Source organism: Haloferula rosea, from assembly GCF_016595525.1.
In the GTDB taxonomy this organism is placed as follows: domain Bacteria; phylum Verrucomicrobiota; class Verrucomicrobiia; order Verrucomicrobiales; family Akkermansiaceae; genus Haloferula; species Haloferula rosea.
Genome location: NZ_JAENII010000006.1, coordinates 139,096 through 163,707 on the forward strand (window position 1 = coordinate 139,096; position 24,612 = coordinate 163,707).

At 62.9% G+C, this 24,612-nt stretch carries 15 protein-coding genes; 4 read left to right on the top strand and 11 right to left on the bottom strand.

Annotated elements, in window-relative coordinates:
• Window positions 1-65: 65 nt before the first annotated feature.
• From JIN81_RS09700 to JIN81_RS09715, 4 genes are all read right to left on the bottom strand, one after another.
• Window positions 66-1,574: a tryptophan 7-halogenase gene (locus tag JIN81_RS09700; protein WP_200278746.1), complete on the bottom strand. Its 1,509-nt coding sequence runs from the start codon at window positions 1,572-1,574 to the stop codon at window positions 66-68.
• Window positions 1,571-3,073 (bottom strand): tryptophan halogenase family protein, encoded by a 1,503-nt coding sequence (locus JIN81_RS09705; protein WP_200278747.1) that lies wholly within the window; start codon window positions 3,071-3,073, stop codon window positions 1,571-1,573. Before JIN81_RS09705 ends, JIN81_RS09700 begins: the two co-directional genes overlap by 4 nt.
• Window positions 3,074-3,151: 78 nt before the next feature.
• On the bottom strand, window positions 3,152-3,976 hold the full coding sequence (locus tag JIN81_RS09710; protein WP_200278748.1) for a glycoside hydrolase family 16 protein: 825 nt from the start codon (window positions 3,974-3,976) through the stop codon (window positions 3,152-3,154).
• Window positions 3,977-3,983: 7 nt separating this feature from the next.
• Complete coding sequence (locus tag JIN81_RS09715) at window positions 3,984-4,370, bottom strand: putative signal transducing protein (RefSeq protein WP_200278749.1); 387 nt, start codon at window positions 4,368-4,370, stop codon at window positions 3,984-3,986.
• 98 nt (window positions 4,371-4,468) lie between these two features.
• On the opposite strand from JIN81_RS09715, the gene JIN81_RS09720 reads away from it, so the two are divergent.
• Entirely contained in the window at window positions 4,469-5,545 is a 1,077-nt protein-coding gene (locus JIN81_RS09720) for a PIN/TRAM domain-containing protein (RefSeq protein WP_200278750.1), read from the top strand.
• A 94-nt stretch (window positions 5,546-5,639) separates the two neighbouring features.
• Window positions 5,640-7,010: an L-serine ammonia-lyase gene (locus JIN81_RS09725; protein ID WP_200278751.1), complete on the top strand. Its 1,371-nt coding sequence runs from the start codon at window positions 5,640-5,642 to the stop codon at window positions 7,008-7,010.
• Here the strand turns inward: JIN81_RS09725 and JIN81_RS09730 are convergent.
• From JIN81_RS09730 to JIN81_RS09750, 5 genes are read right to left on the bottom strand one after another with little or no spacing between them, the layout of a single operon-like run.
• Complete coding sequence (locus tag JIN81_RS09730) at window positions 6,991-7,551, bottom strand: hypothetical protein (protein WP_200278752.1); 561 nt, start codon at window positions 7,549-7,551, stop codon at window positions 6,991-6,993. The two genes, JIN81_RS09725 and JIN81_RS09730, sit on opposite strands and share 20 nt — an antisense overlap.
• Window positions 7,548-8,654, bottom strand: coding sequence for a DNA-processing protein DprA (gene dprA, locus JIN81_RS09735; protein WP_200278753.1), 1,107 nt, complete (start codon window positions 8,652-8,654; stop codon window positions 7,548-7,550). The genes JIN81_RS09730 and dprA overlap by 4 nt, the downstream gene beginning before the upstream one ends.
• Window positions 8,655-8,660: 6 nt before the next feature.
• On the bottom strand, window positions 8,661-10,031 hold the full coding sequence (locus JIN81_RS09740; RefSeq protein ID WP_200278754.1) for a DUF2851 family protein: 1,371 nt from the start codon (window positions 10,029-10,031) through the stop codon (window positions 8,661-8,663).
• A gap of 6 nt (window positions 10,032-10,037) precedes the next feature.
• Entirely contained in the window at window positions 10,038-11,597 is a 1,560-nt protein-coding gene (locus JIN81_RS09745) for a TIGR03790 family protein (protein WP_200278755.1), read from the bottom strand.
• 48 nt (window positions 11,598-11,645) lie between these two features.
• Window positions 11,646-12,443, bottom strand: a complete 798-nt coding sequence (locus JIN81_RS09750) for an MBL fold metallo-hydrolase (RefSeq protein WP_325100868.1) — start codon at window positions 12,441-12,443, stop codon at window positions 11,646-11,648.
• Between the two features lie 146 nt (window positions 12,444-12,589).
• Here JIN81_RS09750 and JIN81_RS09755 point away from each other — a divergent pair, with 146 nt between their 5' ends.
• Complete coding sequence (locus JIN81_RS09755) at window positions 12,590-14,014, top strand: cytochrome-c peroxidase (RefSeq protein WP_200278756.1); 1,425 nt, start codon at window positions 12,590-12,592, stop codon at window positions 14,012-14,014.
• Window positions 14,015-14,029: 15 nt separating this feature from the next.
• Here the strand turns inward: JIN81_RS09755 and JIN81_RS09760 are convergent, their stop codons facing one another.
• Together JIN81_RS09760 and JIN81_RS19465 are read right to left on the bottom strand one after the other, a co-directional pair.
• Entirely contained in the window at window positions 14,030-17,356 is a 3,327-nt protein-coding gene (locus tag JIN81_RS09760; RefSeq protein ID WP_200278757.1) for a DEAD/DEAH box helicase, read from the bottom strand.
• A gap of 74 nt (window positions 17,357-17,430) precedes the next feature.
• Window positions 17,431-20,718 carry a class I tRNA ligase family protein gene (locus tag JIN81_RS19465; protein ID WP_325100869.1) on the bottom strand — a complete coding sequence of 1,096 codons (3,288 nt, stop codon included), beginning with the start codon at window positions 20,716-20,718 and terminating at the stop codon, window positions 17,431-17,433.
• Window positions 20,719-21,015: 297 nt separating this feature from the next.
• On the opposite strand from JIN81_RS19465, the gene JIN81_RS09780 reads away from it, so the two are divergent.
• A complete protein-coding gene (locus JIN81_RS09780) occupies window positions 21,016-24,606 on the top strand; it encodes a glycoside hydrolase (RefSeq protein WP_234044646.1) in 3,591 nt (1,196 codons plus the stop codon).
• Window positions 24,607-24,612 lie beyond the last annotated feature (6 nt).

The following is a 24,612-nucleotide window of genomic DNA, read 5'->3' on the forward strand; positions in this document are numbered from 1 at the left end:
AAGACGGTTTTCACGCCGCTCGATCGCAGGCGGCTGGAAGTCTGATCGGTAGGCTGCTTTTCGGATCAGTAGCTGGTCGGGCGTTTCCGAGGCGTGGCGGACTGCTTGCGCACGGCTTTCAGGCAGGTCTCGGCGGTGGCGCCTTTGGAAGCCTGATCGCTGAGGGATTGGATATGTGTTCGCCATGCCTGGGCATCCTCCGTGGGGATGGTCGGTGGGTGGCTTACCGGCACTCCGAGACCGATCAGGGCGGTAAGCCAGGTATCGTAACCCAGGGCACACGGTGAATATGGCATGGCATTCTCGAGGATGGGCTCCGGTCCCCCGCTCATGAAGAGGTCGACGAGTGCATGGTGGACTCCCGGACCGCAGTTTTCCCTCGAGAACTTCCAATAGGGGGAGTCGGAAGCGGTATTGAACTGGTGATGGACGTTGGTGAAGTCGCGCAGTTCCTGCCAGGCCTCCTTGATCATCCGGTGGTAGAGTGCCTTGCCTTGCTCGCCGGGGCCGGTGGGGATTTCCGCGACGATGCGTTGGAAGGCATTCAGGTGGAGGATGAGTAGCGGCAGGCGAACGGCGGCGAGCGGCTCGAGGAAGGCGGCTGCGTCTCCCATCGCCAGTACGTTGCCACTCCATGGGTGACTCTGGCAGCCGTGATTCCACTGATGAAGGATGGGTTCCTCCAGAGGCTCACGCACCATCTCCCGCAGGTCGGCGAGTGCTTCGTCGTCCGAGGTGAACTCGTGATGAAACGCGAGCCCGATGCCGATGCGGTCGTCGTGTTCGATGCGCCACTTCCAGCCGCTTTCGTGCGTAACGATGCTCACGAAGGGACGGATGGCTTCGTTGCCGCGTCGTTTGGCGGCCGTCCATGCCCGGGTGCACAGCCCCTGGGTCCCATCGTTCTGAAGGCTTGAGGTTCCGAGTGCGCCGAGGATGGAGGCATCCTGACCTGTGAGGTCGATGTAGAGGTCGGCGGTGAGCTCGCTGCCGTCAGCGAGGACCACCGCCTGCACTTCGCCGTCGGTGACCCGGACTTCCGCGATCTCCGCTTCACGCCGTGGAATGGCCAGAGCCTTGCAGCCCTGGGCGAGGAGTTCCGCAAGTGGGCCGGGTTGCAGGACCAGACCGGTGATCTGCTCCATCATCTTGACCGAGTTCGGGCCGTTCTTCGGGAAAAGCTTGCCGGAGCTGATCAGGGCGGCCCCGGCGCTGAACTCGTCGAACCCTTCCTCACGGGCAAGGAATCCATTGCGGGTGGTCAGGCCATCCGTCAGTGCGGTGGGAGCACCGTCGAAAGCCCGGACGTAGCGTTCGCGGGCACCCCAGCGCATCTTGAACCCAAGCAGCCAGTTCGGTCTGGCGATCCGGTGGAGGTCAGCGCCCCGGATGCCGAGCGTCTTGATCAGCTGCTGAAGTACGAAGGGTGTGGTAGCTTCTCCCGCGGGGTCCAGCCGGGTCGGGGTGACCAGCAGCTGGATGTCGAAGGATGGATTCCCCCGTTTCAGGAACATGGCGGCCAGCGCGGCATCCGTCGCAGGCCCGGCAATCAGGATTTTCTTCAAGTGTTTCATGACCATTGCCAGCTGGGTTGACGGATGGCGTCGAGGGCGCGGCGGACGTCGACTCCCGCGGCGGCCCGTGTCGCGATCTTCTTGCGGCCGCGTTGCCACTGCTGGAGTTCAGCTTCCGCGGGTGTGTGGGGGTTTTTATGTGGAACCTTCATGCCTACGAGCATGGCGAGGAATCCCTCGATGCCGTAGATGTTCGGGCGGTTCGGCAGGGTGCTGGTGAGCAGTGGTGAGGGTCCGATCTCCTGATAGAGGTCGTAGAGCGCCTGATAGTCGCCGAGTTCCGTGTGCTCCCGGCAGTGTTTCCAGAATGGGGTGTCGAGGCGGGTATTGAACTTGTAGTGGAAGGCGAGGAAGTCGCGGATCTCGTCCCACGCGACGCCGATGGCGTGGTTGTAGAAGTCGCGCTGGGCTTCAGCGGGTTGGCAGTCGCTGTTTTCCAGCAGTTCCTTGACCCAACGACATTCGTAGAGGATCTGGGCCAGAGCGGTGGCTTCGAGGGGCTCGACAAATCCCGAGGCGTTGCCGATGGCGACGACATTGCCGACCCAGCTGCGCTTGTAGCGGCCGCTGCGGAATTTCAGGATGCGTGGTTCTTCGGGGGTCTTCGGATTCTTCTTCCGGAATTCGGCGTGGGCGTCCTCGTCACTGACGAAGTCCGAGGCATAGACGTAGCCGCGGTTGATGAAGGTCTCATGCTCGATCTGCCAGCACCATCCATGGTCCATGGTTTCCGCCGTGGTGTAGGCCTGGATCGGTTCGCCATCGCGTTCCCAGCCGCCGATCACGGCCCGGTCACAGAACAGCCCGCCGGAGAATGATTTGAACGGTTCTTCCAGCGCCTTGCCGAGGAGCTCGGAACGGAAGCCGGAGGCGTCGATGTAGAGGTCGGCGCTTCGGCGTCCGCCTTTTTCAAAGTGGAGCGCGCTCACCTGTCCGCCATCGTGCTCGGCGGAGGCGAAGGTGTCTTCCGTAAGCACCACGCCGCAGCGCTTGGCCTCCCCCTCGAGGTAGGCGACGAGGTGATGGTTCTCGATGTGGAAGGCGTGGGCTCCCTTGATGACGGGTTTGCCAAGCGGGCCGGTGGGAAAGGCCTTGCCGCGCTGCATGAGTCCGCAGGCAAGTGAGAGGTCCGAGCAGTCCTCGTCGACGTAGTAGCCATTGGCCTTGGACACGCCGTCGAAGCGTTGGTCATACTGAAACTCGAAGTCGTAGAAGAAGTGGTCCCGGGGTCCCCATACGAACTTGATGCCCTGTTTCCAGGTGGGCTTCGCCTCGCGATAGAACTCGTCGCGTGGGATGCCGAGAATGTTGAACAGGTATTCGGGGAAGACGGCCGTCGTGCCTTCTCCGACCCCGATGATGCCGATCTCAGGGCTGTGGATGAGCTCGACGTCGAGCTGGGGAATCAGGCGTTTCAGGGTGATGGCCGCCAGCATGCCGGCGCTGCCGCCACCGAGAACGATGACGGATTGGACACGGGAAGAGGGCGATGAAGTCATCTTTAGAGCAGGATTTACCCTATAAAGAGTGGAACCCTGTCTCTCCGCAAGCTGGAAGGTGGCGAGAAGTGAGTCACCCTACTTTTGGTAAACCCTGACGTAGTCGACCTCGTAGCGCTGGGGGAAGGCCGTCTTTGAGGGGTCTCCCCCCTGTCCGCCGATGGCGAGATTGAGCCGGAGCCGCTGGGCATCGTGAAATGGATTCACCTTGGGGCCATCGGCATTTGTGGTGGTGCCCAGATCGATGTCGTTCAGGAGCTTGCCGTCGAGGTAGATCCGGATGGCTTTGTCATCCCACTCCATGACCCAGAGGTGAAACTGCTCGGCCCAGGTGTCGACGTCGAACCCGGCGATCGGATGCTTGGATGAATTCCACACCGTCTTCCCTCCTTTTCCGGCGTGCACGGTGTTGGCGAGGATCTGGTCCTGATAGAACTCCATGATGTCGATCTCGCCGGCGTGGGGCCAGCGGCCGTGTCCGGTGGTCCAGATGGCAGGCCACATGCCGTCCAGTGCGTTGAAGCGGGCGCGGATCTCGAAGCGTCCGAAGGTCCATGAATACTTCGGCCGACTGATGATCGATGCCGAGGTGTAGTTGGCGTGCTTGCGTGAGTGCTTCCAGTTGCGTGAACCCGCCTTGAAGTCCGGGTTCTTCACCTGTTCCCGGCGGGCTTCAAAGACGAGCAGGCCGTCCTTGCAGGTGGCGTTGTCGGACTGGTACCACTGCAATTCGTGGTTGCGCACGAATCCGTGCTCAAACTGCCAGACCTCTCGGTTGGGCGGGCCGTCCTGATTGAATTCATCGGACCACACCAGTTTCCACTCAGGGCCACGTGGTGGGGTGACTTCTTCCGCGACGGCGGTGAGGGTGATGCATCCGAGAAGCAGCAGGGCGGGGTTCATGCGGATACTACGGCGGAGATCCGGCGGGGATATCGGGAAACTCCTCCGAAGCATGGTCTGCGGTCGGCCTGGGGTCCGCCAGCGGCCTGCGGCCGAAGACGAGGTAGATGCCGACGAAGTAGCCGAGTAGTATTCCGAGCCAGCCGCCGCGGGCGATGGTCAATGGGGAGGGAGGACGGTTGATCCGCTCCTGGTAGTTCCGCCACAGCTCGACCGCCTGCTCGACGTCCTTGGGTGGCACCACGACGCGCACACCGCCGATGGCATCGCTCAGTGTCCACTGCCACTGGATCATGAACTCATCGAAGACATAGGCGTCGATTTCCTGGTCCCGGAGGTAGCTCTGGAAGAGCCAGGCATACTCCGGATACTGGAAGCGGGCGATGGTCCTCATGCTCGCTGCTAGACTAGCGACGGGCACGGGCGGTGGCAAAGCATCGTGGTCTTTTTCTTGCGCCTCCCCAGTGGAACGCGAGAGTCTTGGGTTCGACCATGAACGCTCCGGCCTCCGTCAACATCGCACGCCTCGTCTATCTGCTCATCTGCGAGGCGGCAGGCTGGGTGCTCGCTTTCAGTACGAAGGGCAACGAGGCCTTCGAGATCCCGGTGTGGGCGGGTCTCCTCATCGGCTTGCTGGTGGCAGGCCTGTTCATCTTTGTCGAAACCCTGATCAAGGGTTTCACCTTGCGCGGGTTTTCGACGGCGACCTTCGGGCTGCTGGTCGGCTTGTTCTGCGCCTTCCTGCTCACCCGTGTCGGCTTGGCCGATGTGCTCGCCGCGGCGCTGGATCGGAGCTTCGAAATGGACAGCGGCGAGATCATTTCCGGACCGGATGTGGCGGAGACCATCGCCCTGGGTGCGGCCTCGATGATCTACGCCAGCCTTGGCTTTCTCGGTGCGGTGCTGGCGCTCCGCAGCACGCGGGACGACTTTGCCTTCATCATCCCCTACGTCCGTTTCCGCCAGGACGGGACCTCGGGGCAGCCGGTGGTGCTCGATGGCGAGGCGATCATGGATGGCCGGGTGCCGGGCGTGATCCGTGCGGGCTTCCTCAGTGGTCGTTTGATCGTGCCCCAGTTCGTGCTTGGTGAATTGCAGACCATGGCGGGTTCCGCTTCGCAGAATGACCGGGTGCGTGCCGAGCGCGGGCTCGAGCTGTTGGAGAAGATGCAGGATTCGAAAGGGCTCGCGGTTTCCATCGAGGACGTGGCGTCGAATGATGACAGCAGTGAGTCGCGCCTGCTGCAGACGGCGCAACTTCTCGGTGCCCGCTTGCTGACGACGGATGAAAGCCTGAGCAAAGTCGCCAAGCTTCGTGGAATCGATGTGCTCAACCTCCATGACCTGATGGATGCACTGCGGCCTGCGATCGTGGTGGGCGAGAAGATCCGGCTACCCTTGGTGCGGCCCGGGAAGGACGAACACCAGGCGGTGGGCTATCTCACCGACGGCACCATGATCGTGGTCAACCACGCCATCGACCGGATCGGAAGCACCCTGGATGTGCGGGTCATCAGCACCTTGCAGACGACCGCCGGGGTGATGGTTTTCGCGGAGATCGTCGACTGAGAGGATCCTGATGGCTGGCGATTGCCGGGAATTCGGCACAAGCTTCGGGTGTCATTGACAGCGCCTGGGCGAGGCATCATCAGTACGAGCTGAGATGATTTCCGCGCTCGACCTGTTCACCATCGGCATCGGTCCTTCGTCGTCCCATACCGTGGGTCCGATGAGGGCGGCACGGAGATTTGTGCGTGGGCTCGCGGATGCCGGTCAGTTGGCGACGGTCCGGCGCGTCCGTTGCGATCTCTATGGGTCGCTGGCGGCGACGGGAAAAGGTCACGCCACGGACCGGGCGCTCATTCTGGGTCTGGCTGGAGAGGACCCCGAAGATGTCGATCTCGAGCAGGCGGAGGCGCTGATCGAACGCATCCGACGCGACGGAGTGCTGCCGCTTTCCCACGACTGCTCGGTTCCCTTCAATGAGTCGAAGGATCTGAGCTTCAAGCGGATGAAACCCCTGCCGGAGCATCCGAACGGCATGCACTTCACGGCGATCGGGGCGGATGGTGAGGCCGTCGCGGATCAGATTTTCTATTCCGTCGGTGGGGGATTCATCGCCGCAGCCGGGGAAGCGACTTCCGGCTCGGAAGAGCCGACCGAGCTACCCCATTCCTTCGAGTCGGCCGCCGGGTTGCTGGCGCTTTGTGGGGAGACCGGCCTGTCGATCAGTGGGCTGGTGCTCGCCAACGAGAAGGTGTTCCGGACCGAGGAAGAGACGCGTGGGAGGCTGGAGCAGATCTGGGAGGTCATGCAGTCATGCGTCGAGCGTGGGTGCCGCGGGAGTGGTGAGCTTCCCGGCGGGTTGAAGGTCGCGCGGCGTGCGAGCCGAATCTACGAGAAGCTTCGTAGTTCGAATGAGGCCGCGCTCGTTGATCCGCTCGCGATCCTCGACTGGGTGAACCTGTATGCGCTCGCGGTGAATGAAGAGAATGCCGCGGGGGGGCGGGTGGTCACTGCCCCCACGAATGGTGCCGCCGGGATCATCCCGGCCGTGCTTCACTACGCCGTGCGTTTCCGGCACTCGCCGCACCCGGATGGAGTCCATCGATTTCTCCTCACGGCAGCGGCGATCGGCATGCTCTACAAGCGGAATGCCTCGATTTCCGGCGCGGAGGCCGGGTGTCAGGGGGAGGTCGGCGTGGCCTGCTCGATGGCGGCTGCGGGTCTGGTCGATTACCTCGGTGGCACGCCCGGTCAGTGTGAGAATGCGGCGGAGGTGGGTATGGAACACAATCTCGGGCTCACATGCGACCCCATTGGTGGACTCGTGCAGATCCCCTGCATCGAGCGCAACGCGATGGGAGCCGTGAAGGCAATCAATGCGGCCCGGCTCGCGATGAGCGGCGATGGCAGCCACTTCGTGTCGCTCGACAAGGTGATCAAGACGATGCGCGACACGGGTCGGGACATGAAGGCGAAGTACAAGGAAACGTCCCGCGGTGGCCTGGCGGTCAATGTGGTGGAGTGCTGACCGGTGGTAGGGGCCGGGCTTCTTGGGCTTCCTTCTGCCATTTCTCGCGGAGTCGCTTGGATCGGGTATTTAGGGAGTGGGCGATGAAGAAGCTGATGCCGGTGATGGGGAGGAGCCAAAGGGCTCGCGGGGTAGTTTCCTGGATCAGGAGACAGCCCCCCGCCAGGCCGGCACCGAGGCTGTAGAAGAGGGTTCGCAGGGCGTCCAGAACCGTGACGATGCACAGTTTCGGTGTGTCGAAGACGACCAAGACATCGCGGCAGAGGATGTCTGCGGTCACCCTCATGGCCTGGCCGATCACGACCATGCCTCCATAGATCAGGCTTCCGAGGATGAACTGAATGACGAAGTGCCACTCGTGGATCGGGCCGTCTGAGATGAAGGCGCCGGTGATGGCCGCTCCAGCAAGTGCCGTGGCGGCGACTCCGATGAACCACAGCGCGACACCCGGAATCCGGATCATCAGGGTGATGAGTAGGCGGAAGGTTCCGCTTGGTTGGTTTCCTGGGATCGGGCTCTCGGTGGGTTCGGCCTCCATCATTGGCGCTTGGTGTAGCGGAAGCCGGGGAGCGGGCGCACGAGTCGTTTGATCTCGAGTTTCAGCAGGGTGGCGGTGACCGTGGCGGCAGGCAGTCCGGTGCGCTCGATGAGTTGATCGATGCCTGCCTCGTCGTCGCCGAGGCTGTCGAAGACCGTTTGTTCGTCTCCTTCCAGAGCGGGACGGTTGTCGGGCTGTTGTTGAGTGGGGGAGGTCGAAGGTTCCGGCGTGCCCAGTGCGAGGCCGCCGAGGTCATCGAGGAGTTCGGTGCCGTCGGTGAGCAGGGTGGCGCCGTCGCGGATGAGACGGTTGCATCCGGCGGACATGGGTTTGTCGATGGGTCCCGGAACGGCGTAGACGGGGCGCCCGTATTCGCCGGCGAGGTTGGCGGTGATCAGGGAGCCCGACCAGAGCGGGGACTCGGTGACGATGAGCGCCCGCGACCAGGCTGCGACGATGCGGTTGCGCTGGGGGAAGGTCTTCTTGTCGGGTGAGGTGTGGAGGGGGAACTCGCTGACCACCGCGCCGTTTCCGTCGGCAATGCGTTCCGCCAGTCCGAGGTTCTCGGCGGGGAAGACCTTGGCCAGCCCGGAACCGATCACGGCAATGGTCCGGCCCCCGGCGGCGAGCGCGGCTTCGTGGGCCGTCGTGTCGATCCCGCGTGCCAGGCCGGACAGCACGGTGAAGCCGGCGTGGGCGAGCTGGTAGGACAGCTTCTTGGTACTGTTTTTCCCGTAGATGGAGCATCGGCGGGTGCCGACCACGCCGACGGCGTGGCGGTCGCGCGCTTCGACCTTGCCCCAGACGTAGAGGAGAATGGGGGCGTCGTAGGATTCGCGCAGCGCAGGGGGGAATTCGGGATCATCGGGCGTGATGATGGAAAGCCCGCGTTCGTTCAACTCGCGCAGCTCGCCGGTGGGGTCGGTGTGGGATTCCCAGTCGCTGAGGATGGTTGCGAGTTCCGGGCCGATGCCGTCGACCTGCATGAGGGTGTCCTTGGGATTCCTCAGCACGGCATCGGCGGAGCCGAAGGCATCGAGCAGTCTGCGGATGCGGACTGGGCCGATCTTTGGCAGGGCATTCAGGGCGAGGAGGGACTCAAGCATGGCGGACTAGGTGGGTGGGTTCCACTGGGAGAGTTGTTCGGGAAACGGGCAGTCGTCGCAATCGCTCAGGTCCTCGAGGCAGAAGTCGTGATAGATCTGGAGGAGGGCCTGGTGGTGGACGGCCTTCCTCAGCCATGGGGCTGCGGTTTCCTCGGAGCCGAACAGGCGGATGGCGGCGCGGCGGACCTTTTCGTTGAGGGTGCCTGCGGGGAGCTGGGCGAACTGCTCGAAGCCGAAGTTGGGGTCTTCGTGGAGGGCGAGCGGCATCAGGTGGTTGGCAAGAAGCTCGATGGCCTTGGCCTTGCCGAAGAGGGCGATGGGGCGGGCGGATTTCCTGGATGAAAGGGTGTGGCGGTGACTCCAGAAGGGGTCTTCGAGCCGGGTGAGGAAGTCGACGAGTACCTTCGGGCTGAAGGGGCGACCGAGGGCCCGGGCGCGGTAGGTCGGCCAGTGCCGGGCGAGGGCGGTGAGGGTGCCGACGCGCCGGTGGGGGTGGTTGGCCGGACGCTGGCCGTGCATGCGCCATGGGATCGGGTGCTGGGATTCCCAGTGGGCGCGGTGTTTCCATGCCACATCCCAGAGGGCGCGGAGGTGTTCCCGGGTATCGGGCGGCGCCTGCTCGTGCAGTGAGGAGGAAAGGAAGCCGGCGGCTCCGAAGAGCAGGGACTCGAGGGCAGCGGGTTCATCGCGCAGGACGGTCAGCGGCATGCGCTGGGCGAGCAGCCGCATGGGCAGGGCATTGGCGCGGTAGCCGAGGGTTTCTGCCGTGGACTGGAACAGGGCGGCATCCCTGCCGTGGGCATCCGCGGTCTGGAGGAATCTCGAGGCCTTGAGCTGCATGCGGTGGCGGGCCGCCTGCTCGAGAAGATCGCGGATGGAGGGTTCGCTGAGCTGGGAGAGCGGGTGGACGCAGCGGCCGGGGCGTGCGATGGCGACGGCGGAGGCTGGGCGCTGAAGGGCGGCCTCGACGGTGGCGGGTGGCACCAGCACCTGGGGGACTTCGCGATGCTCTTCGTTTCGCGTGAAGCTGGTGGCCGACGACGGGCGGAAGACGACGTGGAGGACGACCTCGTTGAATGCCGGATCGGCGCCGTGGCCGTGGTGCTCCCAGTCGGCGGGTTCGGTATCCAGCTCGATGGCGCCCGCGTGACGTTCCCCGTTGATCTCGACCACTCCATGGAGGAAGTCCGGTCCGGCGCTCCGGTTCCATTCGCCGAACTGGATGATGCGGACCGGTTGGCCGGCCTGGTCGATGAAATCGCGACCCATCGCACCGGCGAACCACAGCGCCTGCATTTCGAGCTCGGAGGGCAGCTCGGGAGGAGGTCCTTCGGCAACCTGCCCGTGGACCTGTTGGAGGAGGTTCTCGTAGGTCATGGCGAACTACTTCTTCGGTTGGGCGGGGGGTGGTGGAGGCGGGTCGAGGATGTTGAGCCAGGCGGCCGCCGCCTCTGATTCAGCAAGGGTGGAGTAGCGGAGCTTGGCATCACGCAGGCCCTGGATGGCCGCCGCGGTGCGCTTCCCCTCGCGATCGATCATCGCCACGAAGAGATCCATCCTCAGTTTGTCGAACTGATCGGTGTAGAGCAGCTTGGCTTCACCGAAGGTGGAGGCGGCGAGCGCGGTGTTCTTCCGTGCGAGCAGGTCGAGACCGACCGCTTCGAGAAAGGTCGGGTCGTTCATGCGCTTGGCGGCGCTGCGCAGTTGGTTCTCGCGTTCGAGCGGATCCGTCGGCCAACGGAGCTTGGCGATGCGCAGGGCACGGAAGACCTTGTCGTCGGCCTCTTTCCTGCCGGAGCCGTCGAGCCTGAGGAAGGGGCGGTAGAGCGGGTCACCGAGGACGACTGCCTGCCATGAAAGTGCGGGGCACGCCATGTAGGCCGCTTCGACCAGCGAGTAGCCGGCGAGCAGGCGACGGTTGAGGATGTTGAAGTGGTGGGTGAGGTGGAGGAAGGGCTCGTAGGTGTTGCCGATCGTGGCAGCGGCTCCCTTGTTGAGAAGCGGGGCGCTCCAGTTCTTCGACGGGTTTCGCAGTTGGGCCGCGCTGAACGAGTGGAGGTGGGCCGCGACGGCGCCCTTCTTGAAGCGGAATTTCGGATTCTTGAACGGGCCGTTCACGTTCCAGTCGTACCAGCCGAAGTAGACCGCGGTGTCACGGAGTGGAAAGTTGACCGGCAGGGTGTCCTTCGAGCGGTCGACCAGCGTGGGGATGCCGGCCTCGTTCAGGTCCCGGGCGACGTCCTCCATCCACTGGTCTCCCTGGGGCACTTTTTGGGCGATGTCCACCACGCCGTATCCCCAGAGGCCGGTGGCCTCGACCGCCAGCGCGTCCGCCATCATTCGCTTGCAGACGTCCCATGAGTGGGCATCGATGCGGCCGACCAGGAGAATGGGCAGCTTGGCCTCGGCGATCGGCTTGTTCTGGCTGAAATACGGGTTCTTCAGGGCGCCGACCAGGCTTTGTCCATCCACTCCCAGCATGGTGAGTTCCGAGTCGACCGAAGCGCTCTTGGTCGAGATCTGCATCTCCTGGGTCACCGGTGGGGCGGGCTCGCCTTCGGGCGGCTTCGGGCGTGGATGCAGGATGCGGCTGGGTACGCCGCGCATGCAGCAGAGGATGTTGATCCGGGTCGAGCGGATCTGCAGATGGCCATTGCCGTCGCGGGCGCGGTCCCACCATTTCCGCCGTTCGAACTCCGCGGCGAGCGGCTTGCGGATCAGGGTGTCGTATTCCTCGCGGCTGATCTCCTCCTTGTCGGGGAGGGGAAGGCCGATCAAGCGGTCCTGCGGGATGCCGCGGCCCATGGCATACAGATCGGCAAGTTCCTTCGACTCGGGGATCTCCGAATTGTAGATGATCGCCACGCTGTCGGGACGGGGTGGAGCGGGCAGCCCGGCGCCGAGAGCGGGGAGCAAAAGAAGCAGGCAGAGCATGCGCAACATGCCCCCATTCCGACCTGTTGGGCCGCAAATGTCGAATTCGGAATGGAACTATCCTGGCAGCCGGAGTCCGTCGAATGCGACATGCACGTGGGCTGGCAGCGTCGCCTCCAGGGCGGCGTGCTCGTTCTCGTGTCCGAGGTGGGTCAACCACGCCTGGCCCGCGCCACAGGTCTTGATGGTGGCCAGTGCTTCCTCGACGGACATGTGGGTCGGGTGGGGTGAGGGGCGGAGCGAGTCGATGATCAGGATGTCGACATTCCGGATCAGCGCCATGGTGGCGGCGGGGATTTCCTTCACGTCCGGCATGTAGGCGACCGGCGGGTGGCCGGGGTGTTCGAAAAGGAATCCCGAGGTCTCCACCCGGCCATGGATGACGGGTAGGGGGGAAATACGAAGTTTGCCGTAGTTGAAGTGGCCCTGGATCTCGATTGCCGCGGGTTTGACGTATCCCCGATAGACGTTGTCGGGCGAGAATGCCCAGCCGAACATCGTCTTGAGGATGCCGAGGGTTTCGGCATTACCGTGCATCGGCAGCGGGGTGTCCCGCCTCCAGCAGAAGGCGCGGAGTTCGTCGAAACCGGCGACATGGTCGACGTGCCCGTGGGTGTAGATCACGGCATCGATCTCGCGGAGTCGCTCACGGAGCGCCTGCTCGCGGAGGTCGGGGCCGGAATCGACGAGGATGCTCTGAGCGCCATAGCGGAGATGGATGGAGGACCGGGTGCGCCGGTTCCGCGGGTCTTCCGAGGTGCATACCGGGCAGTCGCAACCAATGACCGGGACACCCACCGAAGTGCCTGTGCCGAGAAAGGTGATTTCGAATTCCGCCGCCATGATCTGCTTCACGAGGCTGGCACAGCGGGAATGACTGGGCAAAGACAATGCTCGTCAGGTGTCCGAAGAAGCTGGCATTCAGGATTTTACGCGAACTTAACAATTGGGTGGTCTCCTGCACACACCTGCTTCACGATGGTGCTTTGAAATTTCCCCCCATGACCCGAAAACCCCTCAAACTGTCCGTGGCGGTGCTGGCATGCCTCGGCCCTGCTTCGCTGGCTGCGGTGGTGGGCAGTGGAGAAGGTGGAACGCTCGATCTGACCAATCCACCGAATTACGCGAATCAACCGGTGCCGCCTTACATCACCCGGGACAATACCCCGCAGGGAAACGAGATCACGGATCAGGGGGCGATGCTCGGACGGGTGCTTTTCTACGATCCACGGCTTTCGCGGAACGATTCCGTGTCCTGTGCTTCGTGCCACCAGCAGGAACATGCCTTTTCGGACACCTCGCTCTCGAGTCAGGGGGTGGCGGGCCAGACGGCGAGGCATTCGATGCGTTTGATCAACCCGCGCTTCTCGAACGAGCGCAGGTTCTTCTGGGACGAAAGGGCGGCGAATCTGGAGGTCCAGTCGACCCAACCGATCCATGATCCGGTCGAGATGGGTTTCAGTGGAGAGAACGGCGACCCGGAATTCTCCGAGTTGGAGGCCAAGCTCGCGGCGATCGAGGAGTATCAGGTGATGTTCACCGCGGTTTACGGCGATGGCGGGGTGACCGAGGAACGGATGCAGAATGCGCTCGCCCAGTTCATCCGGAGCATCCAGTCATTCGACAGCAAGTACGACGAAGGTCGTAGCCAAGTCCCGGCGGATGGGGCCCCGTTCCCGAATTTCACGCCTGCGGAGAACGAGGGGAAGCGATTGTTTCTTGCTCCTCCCGGCGGGGGTCCCGGACCGGGGCCGGGCAGCGGGGCGGGATGTGCGGCCTGCCACCAGCCACCGGGGTTCGATATTGATCCGAATTCCGGTCACAACGGGGTGACGACTTCGATTGGAGGTGGTGTGGATCTCACGGTGACCCGCGCGCCGAGCCTGAGGGATCTGGTCGCTGCGGATGGCACGCCGCATGGCAATTTCATGCACAACGGGCAGTTCGCCACGATCGACGAGGTGATCGGCCACTACAACGCGATCCCTGAAGTACGGCCCCGTCTGGACCCCCGACTTGCAGGCCCTCCCGGCTCGGGTGGTCAGCGGCTCAACCTCACCGCGGCGGATCGGGCGAACCTGCAGGCCTTCCTCGAAACCCTGACCGGTTCGAATGTTTACACTGATCCCAAGTGGTCCACGCCGTTTGATGAGCAGGGTGAGCTGTCGATCGTGGTGCTTCCGACCGATGGTCTGGAGATATCCTTTTCCGGGGCTGGCGAGTCGCGCCAAGCGACGATCCTGATGTTCCGGGGCGTGCCGAATGTGGAGTATCTCTTCCAGTCATCCCATGATCTGGAAGCGTGGGGATCCACCCCTGTGACCGCGGGCTCTGATGGCAGGATAAGTGTCACGGTGGAGGCTCCCGTCAGCGAAGGTCACTGCTTTTACCGCTTCGCGTATCCGGTCGAGGACGAAGCACCCTGATCCGGGGTCACCCGTTCATGCATCGAGCGGCTTGAGCAATTGGCCGAGGGTCTTGGCGTCGAGCTTGAGGCCGCTGGTTTCGTCGGACAGCAGGGCGTCCACGAGTTTGGCCTTGTGGGCCTGGAGTTCGAGGATGCGGTCTTCGATGCTGCCGGTGCAGATGAGCTTGTGGACGAAGACGGGCTTGGTCTGGCCGATGCGGTGGGCGCGGTCGGTCGCCTGGTTTTCGGCCGCAGGATTCCACCAGGGGTCGTAGTGGATGACGGTGTCGGCGGCGGTCAGGTTGAGGCCGGTGCCGCCGGCTTTGAGTGAGATGAGGAAGACCGGCGTCTCGCCCAGTTGGAACTTCTCGACGAGCGCTCCCCGGTTCTTGGATTGGCCGGTGAGCTTGAGGAAGGGGATGTGGGCTTTTTCCAGCTGCTCCTGAATGAGGGAGAGCATGGAAGTGAACTGGGAGAAGAGCAGGATGCGGCGACCTTCCTCGATGAGGGTGGGAAGGAGCTCGTCGGTCAGGAAGTCGAGTTTGGCGGAGTCGACCGTCTCGGTGGATCCTTTCAGCAGCTGTGGGTGGCAGCAGATCTGGCGGAGCTTCATCAGGGCATCGAGTGCGATGATGTGCGACTGGCCGACGCCCTTCTCGGAAATGGCTTCGCGCACGCGCTTGTCCATCGACGCGCGGACGGATTCGTAGAGCCGGGTCTGTGGCTTGTTGAGATCGACGTGGTGGATGGTCTCGGTCTTGGCCGGCAGCTCGCTGGCGACCTGATCCTTGGTGCGCCGCAGGATGAGTGGCCCGACACGCTGGTTGAGCACTTGCTGGATGTCCTTGGAGTGCTCGCTCTCGATCGGTCGGCGGAACTGGGTCTGGAAGGATTTTTCGGTGCCGAGAAAGCCGGGCATCAGGAAGTGCATCAGGCTCCAGAGTTCGCCGAGGTGGTTCTCCATCGGCGTGCCGGAAAGACAGATCCGCTGGGTGGCTTTCAGGTGGCAGGCGGAGCGGGCGTTGATCGATTTCGGGTTCTTGATGTGCTGGGCTTCATCGAGAACCACGACGTGCCAGTCGTGACTGACGAGCTCGTCGTGGTCCCGACCCAGCAAGGGGTAGGAGGTCAGAACGAGATCCGCATCGGGGATGGCTTCGAAGTGCTTCCGGCGCTCAGGTCCCTGCAGGGTGAGAAGTTTGAGGTGGGGCACGAATTTGGCGGCTTCGGCCGACCAGTTGGGCACCACCGAGGATGGGGCGACGATGAGCGAGGGCCGACCGGGGCGCTTGGCGTGCTCGGCGGCGAGGTGGGTCAGGGTTTGCAGGGTCTTTCCGAGACCCATGTCGTCGGCGAGGATCCCGTGGAGTCCCTGCTCGGCGAGGAACTGCAGCCAGCGGAATCCGTCCTTCTGATAGTCGCGCAGCTCCGCCCTGACGGCGGCGGGAATTTCAATGGCGGGCAGTCCGTCGATGTCGCGCAAGCCGCGTCCCAACCGGGCAAGGGTGCGGCTGGTATCCGAATCGTCGATCTCTAACGCGTCCGCCATGTTGGCGGCGGCGAGTCGGTCGATCCGCAAGGCTCCACCGGTGGGCTTGCCGGAGAAAAGGTGCCGGACCTGATCGACGGTTTCCATCAACTGACGCGCGGGAAAGCGGATGAATCCTTCTTCGGGATTCTCGCAGGGAAGCAGGATGTGCTCGGGCAAGTCCGGGGAGTCGGCCGGCGGGTAATCCTGCTCGATGGCGCGGGCGATGAAGGGGATGAGGCTGAACTTTTGACCCTCGATCTCGTAAGAGATGTCGAAGCGGAACCAGTCGATGCCATGGCCGGTCTCGGCTTCGATGGCGGGGATGAATGACGACGCATCCCGCGCGCTGAGTCCGGCGCTGGGATCGATTTCGATGATCCATCCGTCCTCGCGAAGTCGCTGGAATTCCGGGCCATCGAGGAGTTGCAGCCACGCCATTTCGTGGCCTGCTTTCTGGTTGGCGGGGACGAAGGCGCTGGATGAGGGTTCGAGTGGGACCAACGAGGCTCCTCGTAGTTCGGCCTCAGCGGTTCGCTCGGCCTTGAGACTGCGTGGCCAGATGACCCGAGTGCCGTCGACCTGCCCGACGTGTTCCCGTGGGGCGCGGCTGGTGAGCATCGGCAGACGCGGGCTGTCTCCATACTGGAAGAGAAGTTCGCCGATGAACTGGTGGGTGCGCTCCCATGATGGCCCGCGGGCGACCCGCTTGATCTGGAGCACGGGAGTGGGCGTGACGGCGGGCCGGGTGACGGTCTCGATGGTTTTCGGCACCGGGAGTTGGGCACCGGGGAAGCGCGATAGCCGTTCGATGAGGGCGGGGATGTTGTCGGGCTTGATCACCGGGCTGCGCATCCAGGTCGCGAGCACGCTGGCGGGCACGTTGCTTTTCACAGGGCCGAGCCATGCTTGTTTCGGGTCAAGGTAGCGGGCGGGCACCACCGGGAGCAGATCGATGCCGGCACGTCCGGTGCGGATCATCGGCCGGGCGCTACCATCCGGAAGGGTCTTCCAGTAGGCTTCCGCCTTTTCCAAGGGACCCGCGCTGAGTGGTTCATGGTCGGTGCTTCCCCGGTGATTATTCGGTTCCTTGCCAAGGAAGAGGCGTCCGGTGGCGAGGGCGCCATCAAGCAGTTCGTCCCACTCGGATCCTTCGAGCGGCATCGCGCCGAAGGTCTGGTTGTCGAGTTGCCGTTTCGAGAACTGACGCACGAGTTCGATGTCCCCGTCGGCCATGCTGTCGGTGGGCTTGTCGGCGTCGATGGAGGCCACGCCGCTGAGGATTTTCACCCGCCCGTTGCTGAGGCGCTTGGCCGTGCGAATCGCGAACTGGAAGGCGAACGCGTCAGTCTGCAGGGGTCGCTCGATGCAGTAGGCGAGGAAGTTCGAGGAGTCTCCGCCCGGCTTTGTGGCCTGCTTTTTCGGCGGGGTCGAGGGGTCGCGTGCCAGGGGGAGTTCATCCTGCACGAGGCGTGGTGTGGGGGTCTTCCCGGTGAGCTTGCTGAGGATCACCCGCAGGGTCGCGGCGGCGTGTTTGCATTCGTGGCTGACCGGGCAGGTGCAGTCGGATTCGACCATCCAGGCGCCACGCGACTCGCTGAAGAGATTCGTCGTCTGAACCCGCACTCCGCCGGGTGCCCCGACCAGCGAGGTGACGGTCAGCTCGCCGCTTCCGTCGAGATCGATCCACTCGACATTCGTGACGCAGCCGTCCTTCGTGAAGTCGTGGGAACGAATCAGCGTGGCGAAGTCGAAGTGCTCCTCCCACGCACCCGACGTCAGCCACTCGAGGAGTGACGGTCGTTCGGCAATACGCTCGAGGGTTTCGTCCATCGTTTCGTCAGGTCGACGCCGCGGCGGGGAAACCGACTCGCTCTGATCGGGCACCCGTGTGGCACCACGGTTTGTTAGTTCGCCACGATGTTCACGAGGCGTCCGGGGACGACGATGACCTTGCGGACCGTCTTGTCCTTGGTGAACTCCTGAACCTTGGCGGATGCCTGGGCGGCGGCTTCGATCTCGTCCTTGGGCGCGTCCTTGGCGACGGTGATCTTGTCGCGCAACTTCCCGTTCACCTGCACGACCATCTCGATCTCGCTTTCGATCAGGGCATCTTCGTCCCACTCCGGCCACGGCTGGGTGGCGAGGGGAGCGAAGGCATCTTGCCTTCGGGTGTCGATGGTCGAAGGCTGGAAGCCTTCGCTCCCCTGGAGCCGCTCGTTGATTTCCTCAGTCAGATGCGGAGCGAAGGGATTGAGCACGGAAAGCAGCAGCTTGAATTCGTTCAGCGGCACCACCTCGGCGGCGGTGAAGGCATTGGTGCACACCATCATCTGCGAGATGGCCGTGTTGAAGGACATCTTGGCGATGTCCTCGGTCACCTTCTTGACGGTTTCGTGGACGACCTTGAGCAGGGCCTTGTCGGTGCAAGGGGTGTCTTGGAGCTTGGACGAAACCGTCCATTCGCCGGCCTGGTTCTGCTCCATGGCGACACGCCAGACGCGGGCGAGGAAGCGGGACACGCCTTCGACCCCTTTCATCTGCCATGGTTTCACCTCGGTCAGGGGGCCCATGAACATCTCGTAGAGGCGCAGGGCGTCGGCACCGTACTCGCGGACCACTTCGTCGGGGTTGACGACGTTGCCACGCGACTTGGACATCTTCTGGCCGTCTTCGCCGAGGATGAGGCCTTGGTTGACCAGCTTCTGGAAGGGCTCGTTGGTGCTCAGGTGGCCGAGGTCGAAGAGGACCTTGTGCCAGAAACGGGCGTAGAGCAGGTGCAACACGGCGTGCTCGGTGCCGCCGACGTAGAGGTCGACCATCGCGCCTTCCCCGCCGGACCAGTAATGCTCGGCCTCCTTCGAGATGAAGCGATCGGTGTTACGAGGATCGCAGTAGCGGAGGTAGTACCAGCAGGAACCGGCCCACTGGGGCATGGTGTTGGTTTCGCGCTCCAGCTTGTCGCTGTAGTTGATCCAGTCGGTCGCCTTGACCAGCGGGCCACGCGGGTCGCCGGTCGGCTTGAAGTCCTCCATTTCCGGCTGCAGCAGCGGTAGCTCGTCTTCCGGCAGCGCCGAGTGCTCGCCGGTTTCCTTGTTCCACAGCAGGGGGAAAGGTTCGCCCCAGTAGCGCTGACGGGAGAACAACCAGTCGCGGAGCTTGTAGTTGATCTGACCGCTGCCTTTGCCGTTTTCCTCGAGCCAGGCGATCATCTTCGCCTTGGCTTCGGCGGTGGGCATGCCGTCGAGGAAGCCGGAGTTCACGGCGGTGCCAGTGCCGGAAAAGGGGAGCGTAGGCTTCCAGCCTTCGTGGCCACCCGCGCTTTCGAAGAAAGCGAATTCACCTTCCGTAAGCCGGGCCTTCTTCGGATTGGTGCGGATGTAGTCCGAGATGCGGGCGAAGTGCTTTTCACTGCGAACCAAGCGGTCGTAGTAGTCCTTCTGCCAGAAGGAGCCGCTGCCATCAGTCGCCTTGTTGATCGCATTGGCGGTGAAGCTTTTCCATGAGTGTACGATTCCCTGCACCTCATGGCCTTCCGCTGGAGTGAAAAGCACGTGCACGTGATTTGGCATCACCGCCGCAGAGTGGAGATGATATCGATCGCCATCAAAATGCTTCAGGGCATCCAGCACGATTCCGCTGAGCTTCGGATCCCTGAGCAGGCATGCGCCGGCACCCGCATCGAGCCATTCATCGACGCGATCAGAGAATTGCTGGTGATACTTGTGCTCGATCTCGTCAGACCAAGGTTCCGGGTGTTCTCGGAGGAAGGCTTCCCGTTCGGTGGTGAGTTGTGTTAGCTTTTCTTGGGGCAGACTGTCACCAGTGCGCCAAGTGACGAAGCATGCCGTTTCTCCCTGCGACCAGTGGGGGAGATTGATGATTGTTTTGTGAGTATTGCCTTCACGATCGTAGTAGTTGGTCGAAGGCTGGAAGCCTTCGCTCCCCTCTTGGACGACCTGCAGGATGGGTAGCTCGAACTTGGTGGCGAATTCGAAGTCGCGTTCGTCGTGTGCGGGCACGGCCATGATGGCGCCGGTTCCGTAGCCCATCATGACGTAGTCGGCGATCCAGACGGGGATCTTCTCGTTGTTTACCGGATTGATGGCGAAGGCGCCGGTGAAGATGCCGGTCTTGTCCTTGTTCAGGTCGCCGCGGTCCATGTCGGACTTGCTGGCGCAGGCCTTGATGTAGTCTTCGACCGCCTGCTTCTGTTCACCGGTGGTGATTTCCGCGACCAGCGGGTGCTCGGGAGCGAGCACCATGTAAGTGGCACCGAACAGCGTGTCGGGACGCGTGGTGAAGACGGAAAGGGGAGCGAAGGCATCCTGCCTTCGGGCCCCATCATTCGAAGGCTGGAAGCCTTCGCTCCCCTCTGCGATCTCGAAGGTGACCTCAGCACCTTCCGAACGGCCGATCCAGTTCTTCTGCAGCAGCTTGATGCCTTCCGGCCAGTCGAGCGGGTCGAGGTCGTCGATCAGGCGCTGGGCGAACTTGGTGATGCGCAGCATCCACTGGCGCAGCGGTCGGCGCTCGACGGTATGGCCCTTGGATTTCCATTCCTCGACTTCCTCATTGGCCAGCACGGTGCCGAGATCGGGCGACCAGTTGACGGGTGCTTCGTGGATGAAGGCGAGGCGGACTTCATCGATCTGCTCGGGAGTCCAGCCCTTCGCTTCCAGCTCCGAAACGGGCGCGGCCTTCTGGGTCTCTTCGTTGAAATACGACTTGTAGAGCTGCAGGAAAATCCACTGGGTCCAGCGGACGTATTCCGGGTCGGTGGTGGCGACTTCGCGGTCCCAATCGTAGCCGAAGCCCAGCGACTTCAGCTGGCGCTTGAAGGTGACGATGTTCGCCTCGGTGGTGACGCGGGGGTGTTGGCCGGTCTTGATGGCATACTGCTCGGCGGGCAGGCCAAAGGAGTCCCATCCCATCGGGTGGAGGACGTTGAAGCCTTGGCGTGACTTGGTGCGACCGATGATGTCGGTGGCGGTGTAGCCTTCCGGGTGGCCGACGTGGAGGCCGGAACCGGAGGGGTAGGGGAACATGTCGAGGACGAAGAACTTCGGCTTCGAGGCATCGAAGTCCGCATCACCCGGATTGGGTGCTCGGAAGGTCTTCTCTTCATCCCAGGTCTGCTGCCACTTGGGCTCGAACTGGTCGAAGGGGAATGGTTTGCGTCGTTCGTCGGACATGGTTCTCGAAGGGCCAAAGGCTGAAGTTCCAAGGCCAAATGAGCTTGGAAGGGGCGCGGAAATTGGCCCAAGGGGCTGATCTTGAAAAGAAAAACCCCTATCGGCTGTGGAGGAAGCGGGAGCGCTGTGGAATCAGAGCGATTCCAACGGGGGGCTTGGTCCGAATTGGTATTTGTTTGGTCCAAGTCGGCAAATTTGCAAGATGACTTGTGATTGGCTGGGTTTCGGCTCGGGTAATTGGTGTTGAACGTCCGTTTTCCATGCCTTTTGGCCCTAGCCCTTCTGCCGACGAGTCTCTTGGCGGTTGAGATCCCAGCGTCCGCCGTATCACCGGGACAGACGAGCTACACGACCGCCGATGGTGGGGTGACCCTGGGGTCCAGCAGTCCCTTTACCCAGAGCAGCAATTACTTCGGGATCGAAGGAGGAACGAATGCGCTGGCGATCGACGATGCCGATGGCCTGGCCCCTGCGGACGAAGTCCTGACGATCCAGCTCCAGCCGGGTTTTCATGCGACGGGACTGCGTCTGCGTTGGGCTCGAGGGTTGATCTCGATTTCCGGCCTGGCGGGGGATCCTGAGGCGGGGTTGGGCGACTATGATGCGGAGACCGGGACGTGGACGTATTATCAGGCTTGGACGAGTTCGTCCTCGGTCAGTTACACGTTTGCGAACCGAGATGCCACGCTGGGGCGGAGTCTGAGCCTGACCGTTCTGGATCCGGTGGTGAGCAACCCGCAGTTCTCCCTGGTCTCGATCAGCTACGAGAATCTCAATGACGAGGGCAGTCCGGTTCCCATCTTCATTGATGGGTCGAACCGCCAGCAGGTCATGGAGTCCTTCGGGGCATCGGGCTATTGGTCGTTCGATCCGACCGAGTCTTGGCCGGAGGAGTTGAAGGAACGGATGGCTGAGTATCTTTTCTCGGAGGCCGGTGGGATCGGCTTGTCGAGTTTCCGGTTTGATTTCGGGGGCGGGGATCTCGATGAGAACGGGAATCGCATCACGGGTCTGCAGACTTCCGAGCCGGGGAGTTGGCGGTTTCCCGAAGCGCTGAAGACTTCGGCTGAGGGGGATTATGACTGGTCGCGGCGAATGGGGCAGCAGTGGTTCCTGCGACGGGCTCATGAGTATGGCATCCGCCAATTGACACTGGGTTCGAATTCTCCTCCCGCCTGGGCGACGAAGAATGGCCGGACGTTCTGCGATGAGAGCGTGGTCGCCATCGGCAATACCAATCTGGATCCCGCGATGCGTGACGAATACGCCGCCTACCTGTGCGACGTGATCGAGCACTTCCGCGATCAGGACGGGATCGTCTTCAGTGAAGTGAGCCCGCTCAACGAGCCCGAATATCTGTGGGACAACGGGTCGCAGGAGGGCTGCCGCTACTTCGACCTGGTCGAAATCCGTGAGTTGGTGAACGCGCTGCATTCCGAGATGAGTGGGCGGGATCTTGTGGATGGAACCCGCATCCTGCTGGGCGACCACGCGTCGATCCGGTCGGTGAACAACAGGAACTATCTGTCGGAACTCTATGGGCATCCGGATACGGCTGGGAAGCTGGCACCCGTGGTGGGTTATCATTCCTACTTCACGGACCTTGATCCTGATTTGGATTCGTCCCTGCGCGACGACCTGCGCTCCGATGCGGCAGAACTCGGCATGGCCACAATGATGACGGAGTTCTGCCCGCTTCGGCAGTATGGCAATGGTCGGGACCTGTCGATTGAACCTGCGTGGTATGTCTTCAAGGTGATTCATCGTGATCTGACCCGCGCCAACAATACGGCGTGGAGTTGGTGGAGAGCGTTGTCGCCGGCGGACTACAAGGATGGATTGCTCTACACGGATTTTCGCGCGGTGGGTTCTCCCGACCCGGAGGTCTTCGATTCGAAGTTGCTGTGGATGCTGGGAAATTTTTCGCGATTCATCCGACCCGGGGCGACCCGACTTGGCGTGCAGGCACCGGATGAACTTTCCGGCTTGATGGTGAGTGCCTGGCTTGGGCCGGACGAACGTGAGGTGGTGGTCGTGGCGGGGAATGCGTCCACCGAACCTCAGGAGATCCGGCTGAGTCCGAGCCTTTCCGGGGCGGCGGGTGATGTCCTCGAATGGCAACCTTGGCTGACCGATGCGGGTCATAGCCTGGAACGGGGTGCGGCGTTCACCGAGGTGTATGAGATGCCGCCACGGAGTTTCGTGACCTTTGTCGGCAGACGCACGACTTCGCCGTTCCGGCTGCACGCGGTGGTGACGGCGGATGATGCCTACTACGATCCCTCCGTGACGCCGCAGGTTTCGCTTAGCGCCAGAGCGACCTGGGAAGACGGTGTGGTGACACTGCGCTCGATGGAAACGGGTGGGGCTCTGTCACTCGGGGAGCAATCGGAGTGGGTGCTCCGTCCGGTTGAGCGCGAGCCTCTGGGGATGATCACGGAGAGTCGCTATGAAGTGTGCGCCGCGACGTCCGGTCGGCGGCTTGGTCTGGGTGGTGATGAGTCAATGCTGCAAAGGCCGCTGGCTCTGGTGGATGAAGCGATCGCCTGGGATCTGGAACGTGACCTGCAGGGGCGTCTCCGCTTGCGGCATGTTTCCAGCCAGCGGGTGCTCGGCTTGAGCCCCGCCGGGGAGTGGGTGGGTGTGATTGATGGGGGTGAAGCCCGTGAGCGGGTGAACCTCGAAGCAGTTCCCGTGGCGGCGGAGTTCGAGTGGGCCGACGGTTTCGGTGACGGACCGGTGATCCATGATGATCCAGTGGTGCCGCGATGGTACCAGGTCAGGGCTCGCTTTGAAGGAAGTGTGGCCACCGGGCGCTTGTTGGTTCGGCCCGGAGAGTCCGCGTCGGTCATCGCCGGCGTGCCTGATCAGGTGGAGGTCCTGAAGGGGCAGAGCGTGAGCCTGAGTGCGGACCGACGCGAAGGGGGCGGCACCGTGCGGTTTCGGATCAATGCGGCCCATGCGGATGTGACGCTTCTTGATGACGGTGGGGATGGCCCGGAGCTGCCGGTGCTGAGCGAGGCTCCGAAGGGTGGAGATGATGAATTATGGGAGTGGATCGATCCTCTAACAGGAGAGTCTCGTGTGACATTGGAGAATGGTGATCAGGGAAGACTGAGGAATGTCCAGTCCGGTCGTTTCCTCTGGCCGCAGGGTGGTTCGTCGGGTGCTGATGCTCCGGTGGTGCAGGCCCCGCTACTGGAGAGTGGACCGGCGACCTTGTGGGAGATCTCTGAAGTGGAATCGGGGCGTTGGCGGATCCAGCATGTGGTATCCGGCCATGTGCTGTCGATTTCCGGGACGACGGGTCTGCCGGTCACCTGGCCCGACGGGCCTGAGCTCAATCTTCGTTTCTATCTGGATGTCGCGGATGCCAGACCATCGCAGCGGTGGTGGTCGGGTGGTTTCGGTTCGGCGCGCACGATCGACGTGACCCCGCAGCAGTCCGGCCGGATCAGCGTGCATGAAACGACGGCGGGCTTGCTGACGACGGCCTCCGTCGACGTGCGTGTCCTGCAGCGCTACTCGGATTGGGCGGAGCAATGGTTCGTAGATCCGGAGCTGGCTGACACCGGGTCTTCAGCGGATTTCGACGGTGACGGTCTGAGCAATGAGTTTGAATACATCCATGGGTTGAATCCCAGAGACGGGGTGATCGAAACTCGGCCGGTCACGGTGGATGACATCGGTGCGGGGCAAGTGGAGGTGGTCTTTCTCAGGAACCCGGATGCGGCTGGCCAGTGGCAGCTCGAAACCAGTCCTGACTGCAACGAATGGCGGGTCATGGACACGGCCGAATATGAGGAACGGGATCGATCCTTCCGGGTGGTCGCGAATCGGGACGGCCGTGGATTCTACCGGCTTCGGTTCATCGAGGTGGATTCCTGAGGCAGT

Excerpts from the sequence above, each read along its gene's own strand:
- JIN81_RS09725 (WP_200278751.1), top strand. The coding sequence starts at position 5,640 with ATGATTTCCGCGCTCGACCTGTTCACCATCGGCATCGGTCCTTCGTCG.
- JIN81_RS09705 (WP_200278747.1), bottom strand. The coding sequence starts at position 3,073 with ATGACTTCATCGCCCTCTTCCCGTGTCCAATCCGTCATCGTTCTCGGT.
- JIN81_RS09745 (WP_200278755.1), bottom strand. The coding sequence starts at position 11,597 with ATGTTGCGCATGCTCTGCCTGCTTCTTTTGCTCCCCGCTCTCGGCGCC.
- JIN81_RS09700 (WP_200278746.1), bottom strand. The coding sequence starts at position 1,574 with ATGAAACACTTGAAGAAAATCCTGATTGCCGGGCCTGCGACGGATGCC.
- JIN81_RS09740 (WP_200278754.1), bottom strand. The coding sequence starts at position 10,031 with ATGACCTACGAGAACCTCCTCCAACAGGTCCACGGGCAGGTTGCCGAA.
- JIN81_RS09755 (WP_200278756.1), top strand. The coding sequence starts at position 12,590 with ATGACCCGAAAACCCCTCAAACTGTCCGTGGCGGTGCTGGCATGCCTC.
- JIN81_RS19465 (WP_325100869.1), bottom strand. The coding sequence starts at position 20,718 with ATGTCCGACGAACGACGCAAACCATTCCCCTTCGACCAGTTCGAGCCC.
- JIN81_RS09710 (WP_200278748.1), bottom strand. The coding sequence starts at position 3,976 with ATGAACCCCGCCCTGCTGCTTCTCGGATGCATCACCCTCACCGCCGTC.
- dprA (WP_200278753.1), bottom strand. The coding sequence starts at position 8,654 with ATGCTTGAGTCCCTCCTCGCCCTGAATGCCCTGCCAAAGATCGGCCCA.
- JIN81_RS09720 (WP_200278750.1), top strand. The coding sequence starts at position 4,469 with ATGAACGCTCCGGCCTCCGTCAACATCGCACGCCTCGTCTATCTGCTC.
- JIN81_RS09760 (WP_200278757.1), bottom strand. The coding sequence starts at position 17,356 with ATGGACGAAACCCTCGAGCGTATTGCCGAACGACCGTCACTCCTCGAG.
- JIN81_RS09715 (WP_200278749.1), bottom strand. The coding sequence starts at position 4,370 with ATGAGGACCATCGCCCGCTTCCAGTATCCGGAGTATGCCTGGCTCTTC.
- JIN81_RS09730 (WP_200278752.1), bottom strand. The coding sequence starts at position 7,551 with ATGATGGAGGCCGAACCCACCGAGAGCCCGATCCCAGGAAACCAACCA.